General features: G+C 66.8%; 14 protein-coding genes and 2 pseudogenes. 6 read left to right on the top strand and 10 right to left on the bottom strand.

What is annotated here, in order from left to right; genetic code table 11:
* Positions 1-160: 160 nt before the first annotated feature.
* The 3 genes and pseudogenes from IEY91_RS42780 to eccE all read right to left on the bottom strand — a co-directional run.
* Positions 161-241: pseudogene (locus tag IEY91_RS42780) on the bottom strand (SCO5717 family growth-regulating ATPase); the annotation flags it as partial.
* 325 nt (positions 242-566) lie between these two features.
* The gene (locus IEY91_RS34855; RefSeq protein WP_164319883.1) at positions 567-1,334 is read right to left on the bottom strand and encodes a hypothetical protein; all 768 of its coding nucleotides are present in this window, start codon (positions 1,332-1,334) and stop codon (positions 567-569) included.
* Positions 1,334-2,629 (bottom strand): type VII secretion protein EccE, encoded by a 1,296-nt coding sequence (eccE, locus tag IEY91_RS34850; protein ID WP_373288092.1) that lies wholly within the window; start codon positions 2,627-2,629, stop codon positions 1,334-1,336. The genes IEY91_RS34855 and eccE overlap by 1 nt, the downstream gene beginning before the upstream one ends.
* A 197-nt stretch (positions 2,630-2,826) precedes the next feature.
* Here eccE and eccB point away from each other — a divergent pair, with 197 nt between their 5' ends.
* Both eccB and mycP read left to right on the top strand, forming a co-directional pair.
* Entirely contained in the window at positions 2,827-4,410 is a 1,584-nt protein-coding gene (gene eccB, locus IEY91_RS34845; protein ID WP_189177042.1) for a type VII secretion protein EccB, read from the top strand.
* Positions 4,411-4,424: 14 nt separating this feature from the next.
* A complete protein-coding gene (gene mycP / locus IEY91_RS34840) occupies positions 4,425-5,642 on the top strand; it encodes a type VII secretion-associated serine protease mycosin (protein ID WP_189177041.1) in 1,218 nt (405 codons plus the stop codon).
* A gap of 18 nt (positions 5,643-5,660) precedes the next feature.
* Here the strand turns inward: mycP and IEY91_RS34835 are convergent, their stop codons facing one another.
* From IEY91_RS34835 to IEY91_RS34825, 3 genes are all read right to left on the bottom strand, one after another.
* Positions 5,661-5,975: a hypothetical protein gene (locus tag IEY91_RS34835; protein WP_189177040.1), complete on the bottom strand. Its 315-nt coding sequence runs from the start codon at positions 5,973-5,975 to the stop codon at positions 5,661-5,663.
* A 287-nt stretch (positions 5,976-6,262) separates the two neighbouring features.
* Positions 6,263-8,512, bottom strand: coding sequence for a DUF6571 family protein (locus IEY91_RS34830; protein ID WP_189177039.1), 2,250 nt, complete (start codon positions 8,510-8,512; stop codon positions 6,263-6,265).
* Positions 8,512-9,024 carry a hypothetical protein gene (locus IEY91_RS34825; protein ID WP_189177038.1) on the bottom strand — a complete coding sequence of 171 codons (513 nt, stop codon included), beginning with the start codon at positions 9,022-9,024 and terminating at the stop codon, positions 8,512-8,514. Before IEY91_RS34825 ends, IEY91_RS34830 begins: the two co-directional genes overlap by 1 nt.
* Before the next feature lie 691 nt (positions 9,025-9,715).
* On the opposite strand from IEY91_RS34825, the gene IEY91_RS34820 reads away from it, so the two are divergent.
* From IEY91_RS34820 to IEY91_RS34805, 4 genes are all read left to right on the top strand, one after another.
* On the top strand, positions 9,716-10,186 hold the full coding sequence (locus tag IEY91_RS34820) for a DUF2563 family protein (protein WP_189177037.1): 471 nt from the start codon (positions 9,716-9,718) through the stop codon (positions 10,184-10,186).
* Positions 10,187-11,813: 1,627 nt separating this feature from the next.
* Positions 11,814-13,031 (top strand): S8 family serine peptidase, encoded by a 1,218-nt coding sequence (locus IEY91_RS34815; protein WP_189177036.1) that lies wholly within the window; start codon positions 11,814-11,816, stop codon positions 13,029-13,031.
* 66 nt (positions 13,032-13,097) lie between these two features.
* Entirely contained in the window at positions 13,098-13,436 is a 339-nt protein-coding gene (locus IEY91_RS34810) for a WXG100 family type VII secretion target (protein ID WP_164319869.1), read from the top strand.
* Between the two features lie 59 nt (positions 13,437-13,495).
* The gene (locus IEY91_RS34805) at positions 13,496-13,798 is read left to right on the top strand and encodes a WXG100 family type VII secretion target (protein WP_164319867.1); all 303 of its coding nucleotides are present in this window, start codon (positions 13,496-13,498) and stop codon (positions 13,796-13,798) included.
* Positions 13,799-13,868: 70 nt separating this feature from the next.
* Here the strand turns inward: IEY91_RS34805 and IEY91_RS34800 are convergent, their stop codons facing one another.
* The 4 genes and pseudogenes from IEY91_RS34800 to IEY91_RS34790 form a co-directional block, all read right to left on the bottom strand.
* Complete coding sequence (locus IEY91_RS34800) at positions 13,869-14,123, bottom strand: DUF397 domain-containing protein (protein ID WP_189177035.1); 255 nt, start codon at positions 14,121-14,123, stop codon at positions 13,869-13,871.
* Positions 14,124-14,584: 461 nt separating this feature from the next.
* Positions 14,585-14,753: pseudogene (locus tag IEY91_RS42130) on the bottom strand (DUF1266 domain-containing protein); the annotation flags it as partial.
* A 124-nt stretch (positions 14,754-14,877) separates the two neighbouring features.
* Positions 14,878-15,285: a DUF6193 family natural product biosynthesis protein gene (locus tag IEY91_RS34795; protein ID WP_229697432.1), complete on the bottom strand. Its 408-nt coding sequence runs from the start codon at positions 15,283-15,285 to the stop codon at positions 14,878-14,880.
* A 93-nt stretch (positions 15,286-15,378) separates the two neighbouring features.
* Positions 15,379-15,771, bottom strand: a complete 393-nt coding sequence (locus tag IEY91_RS34790; RefSeq protein WP_268240944.1) for a barstar family protein — start codon at positions 15,769-15,771, stop codon at positions 15,379-15,381.
* Positions 15,772-15,836 lie beyond the last annotated feature (65 nt).

Raw genomic sequence — 15,836 nt, 5'->3', positions numbered from 1 at the left:
TGCCAGACCCACCAGGCCCACCAGACCCACCAGGGACATCAGAGCCACCGGAAACAGAGGAGGAAGCGGGCGCCACGGAGGGCGCCTCCCCCGCGCTGCCGGAAGCGTTCTGCGTGTACCAGGCGGGCGGCGCGTAATCGATGGTGAACTCGCCCGTCGTCTCGGCAGCGGACTCCGCGTCGGACTGATCGTCGACGGGTGTGTCCCAGCCCCCGCGGATCTTGTCCCGATCGCTGTTCACAATGCCTCCTGGTGTGGTCGAGCACGCTCGTGCCGTGGTGGGGGGCGACCGTTCCTGTCGTCCGATCCGCCTGGCTCTCCCCGTGTGCGGGACGCGCACACCCCCCTCGCGGGTTCTGACGTGGCGCCCTGTCCCAGCCTAATCACCAAAAGCACCTGCACGGCAGGCCAGTCCACCCCCCGTTCGCCGTCCCGTACGCAACCCCCCACTCAACCCCGGCCAACCCACCCCAATCCCCCTGGATCAAAAGCGCCATTCACACCAAAACCCCCGAAGTATTTCCTCCACGGCCCCCTCCACGGGCCACCCCCCCCACACCATCAACTCAATCCATCCGCCGAGCCGTCCCCAACAACCCGTTCTCCGCGTCGGTGGCCCGGGTCATCACGTACTGCCGGTCGCGCTCGGCGCACCACAGCGTCACGCCGTCGGCGAGCGTCGGCAACGACTCGACGTCCCCGCGGGGCAGCCCGAGGAGCCGCCCGATCTGCGCGGCCTCGTCGGGCGAGACCCGCTGCACTCCCACGAGCCGCGCCTGCCGGACGAGCCGGGGCGCCACGGGACTCAGATACGGCAACAGCGTCAGCACGGACTGCCAGGGCCCGGACACCACCCGCCCCCGAGGCGGCCGCATCCCGCAGTCCCGCACCACGAGCACCGGACTCCCGGCCGAAGCCCCCTGCGGCGGCACCCGCCCCACGTCGTGCACGGACATCCCGGCCTGCCCGACCCCCAGCGCCTGCACGAGCTGCGCCCAGGACTGGGCCCGCCCGGTCTCGACGGCGACCCGGGCCCCGGTGGCGGCGGCGCGCAGCGCGATGACCTGGGCCGTCCACAGTCCGCCGATGAGCAGGACGTCGTACGGAGTGGGTCTGTTGACGCCGAGCACGGCGGGCTGTCCTGCGGAGTCGGCCCCTATGATCACGCCGTCGTCGCCGATGGGCAGGGCGAGCGAGTCGATCTGCTCGACGGTGAGCGCGTGCCGCTGATGCCGGGGACCCAGCAGCCCGAATCCCGTACGCAAGGCCGTACGAAATCCCGGTGCGGGTGCGGGCGGAGCGGACGGCGTCGGGGGAGAAGTCGGCAAGGACATCAGCGCGTACCTCCGAGCGGCAACGTCGCGAGTGTGGCGGGCAGTTGTTCGCGGTCGAGCCGCAGCAGGCCGATGCCGGCGGACCGGCCCGCGTGCTCCACGGCCCGCCGGGCCGCGACCAGTTCGGCGTCGCCGCGCCCCGTCACCCGTACATGACCGCAGAGCGAGACGCCCTGCCGCTCGTCGCGCGCCAGCGTGAGACTGAACGTGGTGGCCAGCGTGGGAACCGCGGTGAGCCGGGAGACGAGCTGCGGCAGCGACGGCCCGTCCGCCCTGCCCAACTGGGGCCAGCGCCGCACCCAGTACGTCGTGTGCCGCCGGTTGTCGCAGCGCCACGCCAGAGGGGACTCCTCGGTCCTGCGCGCCGGCACGTCATCGGCCCCGCCCGCCTGCGCCGTCACCAGGGGGTTGGCGCACGCGGAGGTGGCGATGGCGGCCGTCAGCTCCTCCTCGGTCAGCAGCGTCGCCCGAAATCCGGCCCCCGCCAGGCGACTTGCCAGGTGATCCGCCGTCCGCACCACACACTTCTGCGCCCCGGCGAGCCCTCCGCCCCGGGCGGCGACCGCCTCCGCGCACTGCTCGGGATTCAGCTTCAGGGCGACCCAGGTGATCCGCACGGCGGGGGAGCCGGTCTGTGCCTGGAGCGGTGCGTAGTTGCTGACGGCGACGGACTGCTGGGGCAGGTGCAGCGCGGGCGCGGGCTGTGTGTGCAGCACGATCTGGGCCGACTCCAGGCGGATTCCGTCGACTTCGAGCGTGTCCCGCACGAGCCCCACCGGCAGGGGCTGCCGGTTCCGGTCGGCGCGCAGGGCCGTGGCGTCCGACTCCACCTGGAGGACGACGGTCAGGAAGCTGCCGTCGCCGATCATCCCTATGGGGCGCCGGTCCTGGTCCTTGCCCCGGCTGTAGGCGTACGTCCGCAAGGACGGGTCGCATTCCACGACGGGCGCGAGCCCCGGCTCCGTGCCCGGCGGGACCGGGGTGCCCGCGGCACGGCGTCTGCGAGTGCGCAACGCCAGTGCCGCGCCGAGCGATTCGGGCAGGGAGCGCCCCCGGTGACGTACCACCGCGAGCAGCACGAGCACCGAGGCGACCACCGCCGCCGAAACGAGCGCCACCGGGCCGACGACCCAGCCGACGAGCAGCAGCGCCGCCGCCACCTCCAGCAACGCAAGGCGTCGCAGCCGCAACGAACCGGAGCGTCCGGAGCGGGAAGGGAGGCGCGGCGCGACCACACCCTGGCGCGGCGCCCCGCCGGGCGCCACCTGCCCCCCGGCCCGCATGGTGGAAGCCATCATGTCAATCTCCCCGAACTGTCCCGAAATGCCGTACAGGGAAAGGCCCTTGAAACCACAAAACCTTACCCGCCGCACGCGCACCACTACCCAACAGGCATAGTAGGACCCGGGTCTGACAACGGAGCAACGGTGGGCCGAAGGGGCACGGGAACCCTGATCCCACACGGGGAGAACACGGGGAGAAGCAGACAGTCATGGCTTCACGGCGCGACGAACTCAACGCCTACACCTTCGCGAAGCGCCGTACACTCGCGGCCTTCATCCAGCCCACACCCTCGGGCTCGGAGGAGACCGCCCCGCGCCCCCTGCGAGGCGTGCTCCCAGGCCTGATCGTCGGCGTGATCGTTCTGGCCGTCTTCGGCGCGTGGGGGATGCTCAAACCGGCGGCCAAGCCCGGCTGGGACACGCCGAAGGAGCACGTGATCATCGCGAGCGACTCCACGACCCGGTACGTCGTCCTGAAGACGGACGGCAAGCGGCAGTTGCACCCCGTCCTCAACATGGCGTCGGCCAAGCTGCTCCTCGACGCGGACAAGGGCGGCGTCGTCAACGTGGACGAGTCCATCCTCGACAAGGGCGACATCCCGCACGGAGCCACCATCGGAATCCCGTACGCGCCCGATCGCCTCCCCTCCCCGTCCGAAGCGGGCGCCACCAAGCGCTGGGCCGTGTGCGAGCGCCCCGGCAAGGGCGGCAGAGTCATCCAGAAGGCCGTGTTCGTGCTCGCCGAGCGCGAGCGGGACAAGACGGACGGCCGCGAACGGCTGCGCGGCGGTGAGTTGTTGTACGTCGTCAGTCCCGACGGGACCCGCTACGTGGTCGACGCCCAGGGCAGGTCGTACCGCATCACCAGCAGGGACGAGCACCTGTTGAGTGCCGTCGTGGGCTCCGACCGCGAACCGCAGCGGGTGTCCAGGCAGTGGCTCGACACGCTGCACCGAGGGGACCGGATCACCTTCCCGGAGATCGACGGCAAGCCCGGCGCCGACGCGCACGTGGCGGGCCTCCGGGACGAGGCGGCGAACAGGATCGGCATGGTCCTGAGGGCGCCGGACGGCGCCGGCATGCAGCACTACGTAGTGCTGCGGGGACGTATCGCGCCGGTCTCCGACTTCACGGCGAAGCTGCTGCTCGGCAGTCCTGAGCTGGTCGGCACGGGGCAGCGCGGTCAGGCCCGCGATCTGAGCACGGGGGCGTTCTCTCCCGGCTCCACGTGGTTCGCCGGGAAGCGGACGTGGCCGACCGAGTTCCCGAAGGTCGTCAACGAGACAGCGAAGGCGTCCACGGAGTCTTCGGCCGGCACGGCCTCGGCCTCCGGGACTTCTGTGGCTTCTGGCGCCGCCTCCGGTCGCAACACCGTCTGCAGCGTTCTACGAGATGTCGACGACAACAGCCGTACACAGCTCAGTACTTGGGCAGGCGAGGACTTCCCCGCGACCCTGCCCACCGGCTCGTCCAGCGCGTACGTCACCCCCGGATCGGGGCAGTTCTACCGCCAGTTCACCGGCTCGGACACCAAGGTGGGCAGTGTCTTCCTGGTCACCGACACGGGCCTGCGGTACGCGATGCAGTCCAACAGCGACAGCGCGACGGACGACGCGGGCATCGGCATGTCCCCGAAGCAGCGCAAGCAGCAGCAACAGGAGGCACGGCAGGCCCAGACCCGCCTCGGGTACGCGGACGTGGACGAGGGCCTGATCCCCCTGGCCTGGTCGACCTTCCTGCCGACGGGCCCGCGGCTTTCGACGGCGGCGGCACGTCAGCCGCAGGGCTCGTAGGCGAGGGGCCGGAGATGCCGTACGCACGTGGGGTGGCGGCCGTGGCCGCGGTGGTGGCTTTGATGGCGACGACGCCGCTGGTGGCCGCGCCGCAGGCGGCCGCGGCCACCGACGAGTGCAAGACGTACGCGGGCCGCCCGTGGGCCCTGCAGCGCGTCCTCCTGGACGAGCTGTGGCGCCAGTCCACCGGAAAGAACGTACAGGTGGCGGTGATCGACACCGGTGTGGACGTCAAGCATCCCCAGCTCAAGCAGGCGGTCGACACGTCAAAGGGTCGCATCTTCCTCCCCAGGAACCTCAAGGACAAGGACGGCCGGAAGATCCCCCGCGGCAACAAGAACGGCACGTCGGACACAGTCGGCCATGGCACGCGGGTCGCGGGCATCATTGCCGCGCGCCCCGCGAAGGGCACCGGCTTCGTGGGCCTGGCCCCCGGGGCGACGATCATCCCGATCCAGCAGAACGACGCCGAGGGCCACGGCAACACGACCGGCCTGGCCGCGGCCATCGACTACGCGGTGGCCGAGGGAGCGGACGTCATCAACATCTCCCAGGACACGGCCAACGCGGCGGAGCCGACGCCGCTGCTCAAGCAGGCGGTGGAAAAGGCACTCGCGAAGCAGCGGGTCGTCGTCGCGTCCGCGGGCAACGACGGCATCGGCGGCAACACCAAACCCACCTACCCGGCCTCCTACGAAGGGGTGCTGGCGGTGGCGGCGGCGGACCGCAACAACGAGCGTGCCCCGTTCTCGCAGTCCGGCACATGGGTGGACGTGGCGGCGCCCGGCGTCGACATGATCTCCACGATCCCCGGCCGCGGCCACTGCCCCGACAACGGCACGAGTTTCGCAGCCCCCTACGTCGCCGGCGTGGCAGCCCTCATCAAGTCCAAGCACCCCAACTGGACGGCCCGCCAGATCACCGCCCAGATCCAACAAACAGCGGAACGCTCCATCGCAGGCCACGACCGCCTGGTCGGCTGGGGCGTGGTCGACCCCCTGCGCGCACTCACGGAGGACGACCACCCGATCGAGACCCCCCGCCCCCACGAGGGCATCACCCGAGCGAAGGCCCCACTCCCCGCCGACCTCCACCTCGGCGAGACCGCAGAGCAACGCACGGCCCGCATCGCCACGTATGTGGCTGTGGGGGCCGTGGTTGTGGTGGTGGGGTTGGGAGGGGCGGGGGTGGCTGTTCGGGATGCGCGGAGGCGGCGGGGCAGCGCGGGTTGACGACGGGAGTGCGCACCTTTATGGCTTGGGGTGACAGGCCTTCGACTGCTCGACTTGTTTGGTATACGCCTTGATGAGTTTTCCCATGGTGCGGGGGTCTTCACGGTCGTTGGTGAACGACTGAATGATGGCGAACAAGTGCTGGTCGGGATGAGCGGGGTCAGTACAGTTATCGGTCCTACCGGCTGCCCCTGCGTCTGCGTATAGATACTTCTCATTTTCTGTCACGTGGTTGGGATTACTCCGGACAGAAGATGGTGCCGCGAACAGGAGCCCGTCCCTTCCTGACAGCCACTCCTGGTCAGCGAAGATCGCCACCTTGTTCTTGTCCACGATTACGGTGCATCGCTCGGTCCCTCCGTCGGGGAACGATCGATGCGTGGATACGCGGTCTCCCGGAGGCAAGATCTGTGACAGTAGATTGGAGTTCACGTCTACGCCGCACAACGAGTCTGGGGTTGCGTAGTTTCTCTCCTTACTCCCGTCTTTCGCGCATCCTGCCAGTGTGCCTCCCAGGGCTATCACGGTCCCCCAAATAAGGACTCGTTGGAGACGGTGTGAAAATCCATCCCGGCCAGGATGCGGGCTCAAGAGTGATTCCTCTCTCTGTAGGGGCAGGTCTAGATATCCGTCTTGAGGTCCGGAGCCATGGCGTTCACGCTCGACTCCGACAGCATGAATCCGCGTCTCCCAGCCTCGCGTGACCATTCCCCGACGTCAGGGAGATCGGTCCTGCGGTGCTCCTTGGCTGCTCGTTCTGCAGCTGTCTCGATGTACTGGTTGTTCTCGTTCATACCTGCATCCCAGCTCTCGCCCATGATGAGCCCGGCATCCCCCTTGGCTTTCCCTTCTGCGTTCTTGAAAAGATCCTCAAGAACCGCGCCGGTCACCGTCTCGGCCACTCCGCCAACGACCGCCCCGCCCACCGGGCTGGCGATGTAGGACGTGCCTACGCCAATGCCAACGCCGATGCCGCCCAAAATTCCGTCCTTCCAGCGCGCCACGGATTCCTCGTACGCCCTGTCCTTCTCTGCGGCTTCCCCGGCGACAGCCTCCGCGCGCCCCTGGGCGAGGGTTCCTGCCACTTCGCCCGAGCCGTGGGCCACGGATTCGACAACGAAGTGTGGATCCTGGGCGTAGCGCTGAGCCTCCGGAAGGTCTGGATCGAGGTGGTAGGACATCAGTTGCGCCATGTATGACTTCTGCCCGACTTCCACGGCCGCGTAGCCTTCGGGGTGCTGACCCACAGTGAAGAGGAAGCGAGTCACGTCGCGACACTCGAAGTCCGCCGGCTCGCCGACGATCGGGAAAAGACGGTCCGTGTCCCTATCCGAATCGTTAGTCATCGCCCGATTCATGTCGTGCAGGTACTCGGAGGCCATCTGCCCGAAGCTGTCAGACATGTACGGATGCTCGGTCAGGCGAGTGTTGTCATGGGAGATCGAGTGGACCACGCTCTCCATCAGTCTGGCCTGTTCCGCAGTATGTGGCGGGGCGTCGGCCGTGGGAATTTCGCCCGCGGGGTGACCGGTCGTGCCCGCCTCAAGTGCCAGTGCCAGGTAGTTCCGTCCGGTGTCGCTGGACTCGCCATCACCATCTACCTCCACAGGCCAGTCCCGCTTCTCGAAGAGGTACTGGAAGTTCGAGACATCGGCGTCGTGACCATCTCTCTTCGGCGTGAAAGTGTCGTTGAGGAAAGGCGTAGCCGCCCCGGGGCTGTTCGAAAGCCCCTTCAGGAACCCCGTCACAGGGTCCCAGCCCGTGTCGCTGCCGGTGCGGTTGAGATACGGCGAGTTGGGAGTGCGCTGCCACGCCCCACGCTCCCCGTTGTCGGTCAGCTGCTTCTCGGTTTCCATGAGTGCGGTGCCGTAGCTGTGCAGGAAACTGTCGTCGTAATCGCCCCAGCGCATGAGGTTGCTCATGACCTGGAAACCGAGAGCTCCACTGTTGGTGCGGACAGGCTGGCCGCCCTGGTCCACCATCTGGCGCGTCCAGTCGACCATCCCCGCCGAATCACTCTGCGTGGCTGTCGCGAGAGTGAGACCCAAGTACTTTTGCAGGTCATCGAACTTGCCCTGACGAAGGTCGTTCAAATCCGGGTTGACGCCAGGCTCATTGATGCCTGCCCAGAACTCCAACGTCCCCTTTGCGCCGAGACTTGTGGCGAAGCGCTCCGAGAAGAGCGGATCGTGCGCGTACGCCTTCAGCCCTGAGCGGAGCTTGTCGAACTCCCTGACCGTGAGGTCCTGCGGGCCCTTCCTGGCCAGCTTCGACAACTCGTCCGCGGACTCCACGGCGGCGACCGCGCTGTCCCGGTCCTTGTACTTCACCTCGGAGAAGCCGTACGTGCTCTGGTCGGCGATCGCCTTGAGGACCTTGCCGGCGGAGGTGTCGCTCTCGGTGGCGTCATCAAGGATCCGCTGGATCTCGTCGCGCAGCGCGGTCACATCACCCTCGCCGTGTTCAGGGAGGTCGGTATCCTTCCCTGCCCGATCGGGGTGGATGTTCATCTGTACGGTGAAGCCACCGCCACCGGTGTGGGTGACCGTCAGATTCTTCTTCATGCCGCGTTCGATGGCGTCATTGAGCCGCCCGTGATGGCGCTTCAGCTCGTCCCGGGTGTCCAGCAGAATCCGGTGGATGGACTTGGCCTGGACGTGAGCGTCATGGAACTCTCCAGCGGTCTTGCCGATGAACTCCTTCGAGACGGTGGCGTTGACACCGGCCCAATTCGCCCTGTTCGCCGTTCCCTGGAGCCCCTTGCTCGCGTCCCTCTCCAACTTCTCCAGGGTGTCCGTCAAGGTGGACCAGTCGTCGACGGCGTCATCCAGCAGGGTGAAGTTGGCGAATCGGAGCGCTTCGAGGTCCATCAGTCGTCCTTCTGCTCCTTGTGCGGCATGTACACCGGGTTCTTGTCGCCGGGCTTGACGACCCGCTCGTCGAAGCCCGCGTCGAGAACGTCGATGCTGCTCAACTGCCGGCTGATGTAGTGCTCGTCGCCCTGGTGCAACTTCGTTGTGACCCGCATGTGGTTCGAGATGTGGGCGCAGGCGTCACGGAGCGAGTCGAGCTGCTCCTCCCAGCGCCCGGCGACGTGTTGGAGCCCGCCTCCGAGTGCGAAGCCCTGCCGTGTCAGGTCTCCCGCGGCCTGCCGGCTGCTGGGCACCGCCACGCGCCCCTTGTTGCTCAGCCGGTCGAAGAGCTCGAAGGCATGCTCGCCGATCCTCGCCAGATCGGCCTGGCGGACCCTCAGATCTCCATACGAGCCCGGGGCTGCCCCGGGGGCGCCACCCATGCCGGGCTCGACCTGATTGAGTTGCATCTGCGTCGCATGGCGCTCGGCTGCCTGCGCCTTGAGGCGCTCCCACTCTTCCCACGCCATGGACGTGTTCCTTCCCCCGGTACGGACTGTGCGGATGGTGGCTCAGGGAGGTCGGCAGCCTGCTGTCCACAACGCAGTGACTCGCCAGCGTAGGGGGCGAGTTGTCCCGATTGCGATCCCCGCAAGGGTGAACTTGGCCGTTGTGGAGGGAGGAGGGCGCCAGGCGCGTTCCGGAGCCAGAACGATCGCCGGATGCCCAAGTTCACGTCCAACCATGAGCTCCAGCACGTCAGGATCAGCACCTAGTCGGGGCGCGGATAGCGGCAGTTGGCATGTGCGTGACCGAGTATGCGTACTCAGATGGTTGGGTAGCAGACGTGTGGTCCCGCCCCCGCCTGGCACGGCAGAGTGTGACGCGCCAACGAGTGACTCAGGTTGCGTCGATGCGGTCACCCGGGAGCCAGGGTGGGTGACCGCGAGATTCACCCGGAGAGAGCGGGAGTTGGCCGATTCTCGCTACCTGGGTCGGGTGAGTTCCAGGCGTTCGAGCAGTGGACGCAACCTTCGCGCGAACGGGGATCGTCAGCTCGGATCAGTCGATGGCTAGTTTGCAACTGCTTTGACGCAAAGGTCAGTTGGATGTCACTCACTGTGTGGCTAGAGTGACGATGGTGGGGCGTGCAATCACGCGGCTTTCACAGCCTGCTGCAGCCGCACGTTGAGGGCAACGGGGACCGGGGATGGGGGCATCGTGCTTGAGGACGGGTACAGGGGGACACCGCCGCCGGGCGCGGACATCAAGCGTGGCCTGGAGGCGTTGAAGAAGTTCCGGCGGCGCATCGACACACTGCTCACGGAGTTCGAGGGATCGGCCGGTGGCTCGTCCAAGGTCGGCCACCAGAAGGTCGCCCGCACCTCCTTCAGCGGCCAGGCGGCCCCCTTCCCCGAGGCGGACGGCCTCTACGCGCAGTACGACCGGGTGCACGAGCGGCTCACCTCGCTGTCGAAGATGCTCGGCCAGCAGATCGAGGCCATGGGGATCGCCGTGCACGGCGCGGACGTCGGCTTCGACAACCTCGAGGACGACCTGCGGCAGCGCTTCTGGTCGATCCAGACGTCGGTCCAGCGCGACCAGCCGCCGGCCGGGCGCGAGCGCGACGGCAAGCCCGACGTGCAAGGCGGCCACGGCAGCGACAAGTCCGACTCGGGGTGGAAGCTGTGAGCTTCGAAGGACACAAACTCAACGACATGATCGACCTCGTCGAGCACGCGAATCCGGCCGACCTGGAGAGCGCGGGTGAAGCCATCCGGAAGGCACGCGACGCGATCGCCGTGGCGGCCCGCGAACTCGGCGACCACATCGACCGGGTCGACTGGGAGGGCGAGGCGGGCCAGGCCTTCCGCAAGTGGGGCAAGAAGCTAGTCAAGGAAACGCACCAGCTCTCCGACTTCGCCGACACCGCGAGCGTTCAGATCACGTCGGCGGGGGCGGGGCTGGCTTCCGTACGCAGTGCCATGCCGCCACGGGACACACGCACCGATCCGAAGGCCGTCGAGGACATCCCCTCTCCTAAGAGGGTGGACGGCAACGCGGATTTCGAGGCGGCTCTCAAGTCGGAGAAGCACCGCCAAGAGGCGATCAACCAGATGAACCGGTTGGCGTCGTTCTACAAGGTGTCACAGCACGAGATGGCGGGGCAGGAGCCGCCTACGTTTTCGGCTATGCCGGATGTGGGGGTGCCCTTGCCGCGGCCGGAAAATTGGAAGGACCCGGGCGACGATTCGAGGCAGGTGGTGCCTCCTGGCACGGTTACTGGTGATGGCCCGTCGACGCCCCAGCGTGCAGCCGAGCCCGTGACGCCGGTTCCTTCGGGAGCGGACGGCCCCGTACCGCCCGGCAGCGACGTACGCGGTCCGAACGCCCTTCCAGACCGACCTGCCGGCCCGGAGCCTGTCGGCACGGAGATCGACAGTGTTGCCCCGCCTCCGCCGCAGACCGTCGGACCCGGGCCCGCGTCGCCGCCCTCCGTGCCCGGCCCAACAGGCATTGACGGAGGGCCTCCTCCGCTACCTGGCCGTGGCCCTTTGAGGCTGCCGTCCGGCGGCCCGGACACACGAGCGCCCCATCGAGGAGGAGGCGGCAAGCTGCCATTGCCTGCTGATCAGGGGCGAGCAGGCACTGGAGGTCCTAAGGAGTCGGTTGGACGCCCTGGGCGTAGTCCCTCGGGGCCTGGCCCGGTAGGACGCACCGGGCCGGTGGCTCAGGGCAAGGGGATCAGTGCGCCGGTGTCGCCCGTGCAGCCTCCCGTGGGGCGAGGCATCACAGGGGGCACGCCACAGCCTCGCGGCCTGCCGGGCCCACGTCCCGCAGTCCCAGGCATCACTGGTACACCGCGCGCCGACGGTGTCGTAGGTGGTCGACCTGCTCCTGGGTCTGTGGGCGGTCCGGTCGGCAACGGACAGCGTGGAGTCATGGGAGCCGCACCTCAAGTCACAGGTGGCAGGGGCCAGATGCCGCGCCGTCCCATCGGCAACCCTGACGGAGTCGTCGGCACACCAAAGGAACGTGGGTCTACGGGCGGGAGCCGGAGGAACGGGTTCACCGCCGGTGGCACTGGCCTGGTACGCGGCCCTGCAGGCGATGGCCGACGCTCTGAACGTGATGAGGACGAGGCCACTCAGCGGCCCGACTACTTGGTCGAGGACGAGGAGACACATCTGCCTGGCGAACGGCGGCACGTGCCGCCGGTAATCGGTTAGTGGTGAGTGAGGTTGTGCAGGGCGTGAAGTCAGAATTTGGCCGACATGACAGAGGAACTGTTCTGTTCGCGGGGTGCGCGAGGAGATGGATGGTCTCCACGAGCTCGGCGGTCAGCGTTCTAGTTCTGGCGTCCCTGGGGCTGGCACCGAGTGCGGCCGCCGATGACGTGCAGTCGAAGCAGTGGTACTTGGACGCGATGGGTGCCGAGGAGCTGTGGGATGTCAGCACTGGTGAGGGCATCAAGGTCGCCGTTGTCGACACCGGCGTTTCAGAAACGCCTTCCCTCAAAGGCCGTGTGCAAGCCGGCAAGGACGTGACAGACCGGAGCGGGGGAGCTCTGGACGACTATCAAGGCCATGGAACCACGATGGCAGAGCTGATCGCGGGTTCCGGTCGGGGAGGGGGCCTCAAGGGTTTGGCGCCCGGTGCCAAGGTCATCTCCGTTCGCCTCAGTCTGCAAGGCGCCAATGGCAGGAGCAAGGACGAGAGTGACAGTGCCGAAGCCATTCGGGCTGCCGCAGACAGCGATGCGCAGATCATCAGTATGTCCTTCGGTTCTGACGTCATGTACCCAGCCCAGGAAGAGGCGGTGAAGTACGCCGCATCAAGGGGAAAGCTGATGTTCGCCAGCGTCGGAAACGAGGCGCAGAAGAAGAACTTCATCGGCTACCCGGCGGCCTACCCCAATGTCACAGGTGTCTCCTCCGCAGACAAATCCGGCAAGGTCGCCAAGTACTCGGAATTTGGCGAGTACGTGGATCTGGCGGCGCCCGGCCGGAACCTTCCCCATTGGTGTGATGCGACGTTCCGTTCGTACTGTGATGGTGAGGGTGGCACCAGTGCATCCACCGCCATCGCCTCCGCCTCAGCCGCCCTCATCTGGTCCAAGCACCCCAACTGGACCGCGAACCAGGTCCTCCGCGTCCTGATCGACACCGCAGGCCGCAGCTGGCCGAAGGACAAGCCCAGCGACTACCTCGGCTACGGCCTGGTCCGCCCCGCCCCGAACCTGCTGAAGAACAGGGGAAACCCGGGCCCGCCGGACATCGACCCGCTCACGAACGAGAAGACCCCTGGGGTGGGAGCTTCGCCGTCCGCTCCATCGAAGGACTCTTCGGCGGAGTCCTCGGCACCCTCGCCGAAACCGCCGAATGACGCTGCGGCCAGTCAGCCGACAGCATCAGTGTCCAGCTCGAAATCGGATGACGACAACGGCCAGTTGTGGATCGTCGCCGGTGCGGTTGCCGTCGCCGTGGTCATCGGCGGTGGAGCCGTCGCCGCAGCCCGAAAGCGGCGAAACGCCTGAGCATTGGTTCAGGGGAAGTAGCGCTTCTCAATGATCAACCGACAGCTCACCTAAGGAGAGCCGCTCATGGCCGACGGCCGCAAGCTAAACGACGACCTGGTCAAGAAGCTTGAGAAGGAGATCGCCCTCAAGTACGACTCCGTTCAGAAACAGCTCAGGCGCCTGCAGGGCACTCTTGACACCATGGAGGGCAACTGGCGAGGAATCGGTGCGCACGCCTTCGACGGCAAGCAGAGGGAAATCAACCAACACATGCAGGCGATCGGCCGCATCCTGGTGGACTTCCTGGACGCCATGGCTGCCAACCGCAAGGAGAAGGACGGGCTGGAAGACGAGGTCCGAGCGAAGATCAACAGCATCGACGTGGAGTACGGCGGAAAGCACTCGGCTATCAGCAGCTACTGAGTTGAGCTGTTCCTCGGGTCGTCGTGGCCCGCTCGAAACCACCAGGAAATGAGGAAGTCGTGGTACAGGTTCACCTTGAAGAACTCGCGGTCAAGTACGGTGGCCTTGATGCCATCACCACCGAACTGGGCATTCAGGCCAAGCAGTTGGAGGCGGACCTCGCTGACATCAAGCGGGCCGTGGCCAGCGTTGCCGAAGGGTGGGAGGGCGAGGCTCACACCGCCTACACCCTGAAGCAGAAGGAGTGGGACGAGCACGCCTCGGCCATCCACACGGCCCTCATGCAGATCGGCTTGAAGGTCAGCCAGGCGGGCGGTGACTACCGGGGTGGCGACCTGAAGGGTGCCAGCTACTTCCAGTGAGCCGCCGTCGTTGAACGGTGTGGAACGCGGGGTGGGCATGCGCGGGAGATGCCCACCCCGTTCTGCTGGGCTACGGCAGCATCTCCTTGCCCAGGGCGTCGGTGAAGCACGCCCACGCCTCGCGACCCACCGCCGCCGACGGCAGCTCGGGGTGCTTGGAGTCGCATACGGCGATGAGATGGTCGGTCGTGGCGACCTCGACATCGAGGATGAGATCCCTCGACTGACTCGGATTCAACGCGACCTGTTCGACCAAGTCCAGCCGTCGGCGGAAAACGGCCAGTTCAACGAGGCGAACGATGGACGTACCGGTCGCACTCGCCACCGCTCCCACTCCCTTCGACGCGACCCCCACCCGCGTCGGCGGGACGTCTCCATACTCGACCTCTACCGCCCTGTAGCCGAATCTCGGCACCGCACCCGTGTCTGGGTGGAACAGCACTGGAAACTCGCGGAGTTGGCGGATCCCGTCTGGCTGGTTGGTGGGGGGAGCTGTGTGCGAACGCGGTACGGCATGAGGGTGGGCTGGCGGGGCTTGAGCTGATCTTGGGGACGTCCCAGCAGTTCGTGCCGCCGATGCTGCGGTGCTGGTCGTCGACCACTGCCCGCAGCGGGAACCGGAGTTGGCGGGGATGCCGATCCGCTGAGTGAGCACGGGCGCGGGCTCCGCCGCCTGGTCGCCACGCTCTCGCGCCGCTGGGGATGGCACCGTACGGGTTTTGAGGAGAAGCAGGTCTGGTGCAGCTTCGCCGTCGCGCCCCGGGCGACGTCTGGCTGACCGCCTTGCCGGAAGGGGATGTTGAGCCAGGGACTGCCCGGCTCCGAAATCAATATCCGGTGGGCGGTGAGCCATGTCCTCGTACCAGTCACCGAACTCCTCGCCGTCGAAGTGCAGGCAGCGGCCGAGGATGTAGCCGTGCGAGCGGGCCGCGTTCTGGCCTGCTTGCAGGAGCGCGTCGGTTTCGCCGGCCGGGCGGGGGTCGGTGCGGGTGACGTCGTCCGGGGTGATGTTGCAGGTCCCGCCTTCACAGCAGCTGACGGTCCCAACTTCCCTCCCGGTCAAGTCGATGAGATCGGAGCTATCTGTCGTTTCGTGCTGCCTCGTAAGCGGCCAGTGCCTCTGGGCTGCCGATGAAGGCCGGGCCACAGTGTGGCGGCAGGCGTTCGATGACGATTGCTACTGCGGCCTGTGCGCTGTTTGTCTCAGCGATCCGTGGGCTGCTCCGCCTCGGCCCTTCAACGTAGTACCAGCCGTTTCTCAAAGTGCCGATGTAGGGGATGTCCCATGTGTAGCGGGGCTCCGTGCACCTGCTGAAGTGCAGCTCCCACATACCCGTCCACGGGTGGAGCTGGCGAAGCAGCGGCTCGGCATTCGCCACCCGTACCAGCTTGGCAAACGGTTCGAGTAGCGGCGATCCCTTCGGTCGGGAAGGCTCGCCGGCAGTGTTCAGGATCTTGAGCCAGGCCGCCGCGACAGTCTTGGTCATGCCATGATTGTGCCGGTCCTGGGCAGCCTACGATCAACGAGCGCGTCCTCGGGTTGTTTGTTGAGAGACGCTAAAAGAGCTGCATTCGGTTCTTTAGAGGGTGGCCGCTGCCGTCTTGACTCGCTGAAGCCCCTCTTGGCTGCACGCGAGAACCACTTGGAACCTGGCGCGCTCGTCTGTGCCCGAACCCTTTACATAGGACCACTTGGCTCCCGCTGTCGAGAGGATGTCGAGTAGCTGACGGAAGCCATCCGGGTCGTCAGGAAGGATTTCATGCGCCTCTTCGATGACGAGCGAATATTGATCTGCTGAGAGCCATGTTAGATCGCGAAGACAATCGCTCAGGGCAGGAAAGTTCCATCCGAAGTAATCCGGCAGCCTAAAGCCGTCCCAGAACTGCTGGAGCACTCCGTCCGTGTCTGTCATCTGGCTTCCGCTTAGCCATGCTCCGTATGTCAGTCCAGGTGCAGGGAGTAGAGATCGCATGCTTACGATGGCGTCGGGTCCCGTAGCGTGCAGCCACGGCTTGATTGAGATCCAGGGCATGGGCT

It is taken from the genome of Streptomyces lasiicapitis, assembly GCF_014646335.1.
Lineage (GTDB): Bacteria > Actinomycetota > Actinomycetes > Streptomycetales > Streptomycetaceae > Streptomyces > Streptomyces lasiicapitis.
Note: the sequence above shows the minus strand (reverse complement) of the source record. Positions and strands in the feature narration are given on the sequence as shown.

What these genes read in the sequence shown, in the direction of transcription:
- IEY91_RS34855 (WP_164319883.1), bottom strand. Translation starts at nt 1,334, where the DNA reads ATGTCCTTGCCGACTTCTCCCCCGACGCCGTCCGCTCCGCCCGCACCC.
- eccE (WP_373288092.1), bottom strand. Translation starts at nt 2,629, where the DNA reads ATGGCTTCCACCATGCGGGCCGGGGGGCAGGTGGCGCCCGGCGGGGCG.
- eccB (WP_189177042.1), top strand. Translation starts at nt 2,827, where the DNA reads ATGGCTTCACGGCGCGACGAACTCAACGCCTACACCTTCGCGAAGCGC.
- mycP (WP_189177041.1), top strand. Translation starts at nt 4,425, where the DNA reads ATGCCGTACGCACGTGGGGTGGCGGCCGTGGCCGCGGTGGTGGCTTTG.
- IEY91_RS34830 (WP_189177039.1), bottom strand. Translation starts at nt 8,512, where the DNA reads ATGGACCTCGAAGCGCTCCGATTCGCCAACTTCACCCTGCTGGATGAC.
- IEY91_RS34825 (WP_189177038.1), bottom strand. Translation starts at nt 9,024, where the DNA reads ATGGCGTGGGAAGAGTGGGAGCGCCTCAAGGCGCAGGCAGCCGAGCGC.
- IEY91_RS34815 (WP_189177036.1), top strand. Translation starts at nt 11,814, where the DNA reads ATGGTCTCCACGAGCTCGGCGGTCAGCGTTCTAGTTCTGGCGTCCCTG.
- IEY91_RS34810 (WP_164319869.1), top strand. Translation starts at nt 13,098, where the DNA reads ATGGCCGACGGCCGCAAGCTAAACGACGACCTGGTCAAGAAGCTTGAG.
- IEY91_RS34795 (WP_229697432.1), bottom strand. Translation starts at nt 15,285, where the DNA reads ATGACCAAGACTGTCGCGGCGGCCTGGCTCAAGATCCTGAACACTGCC.
- IEY91_RS34790 (WP_268240944.1), bottom strand. Translation starts at nt 15,771, where the DNA reads ATGCGATCTCTACTCCCTGCACCTGGACTGACATACGGAGCATGGCTA.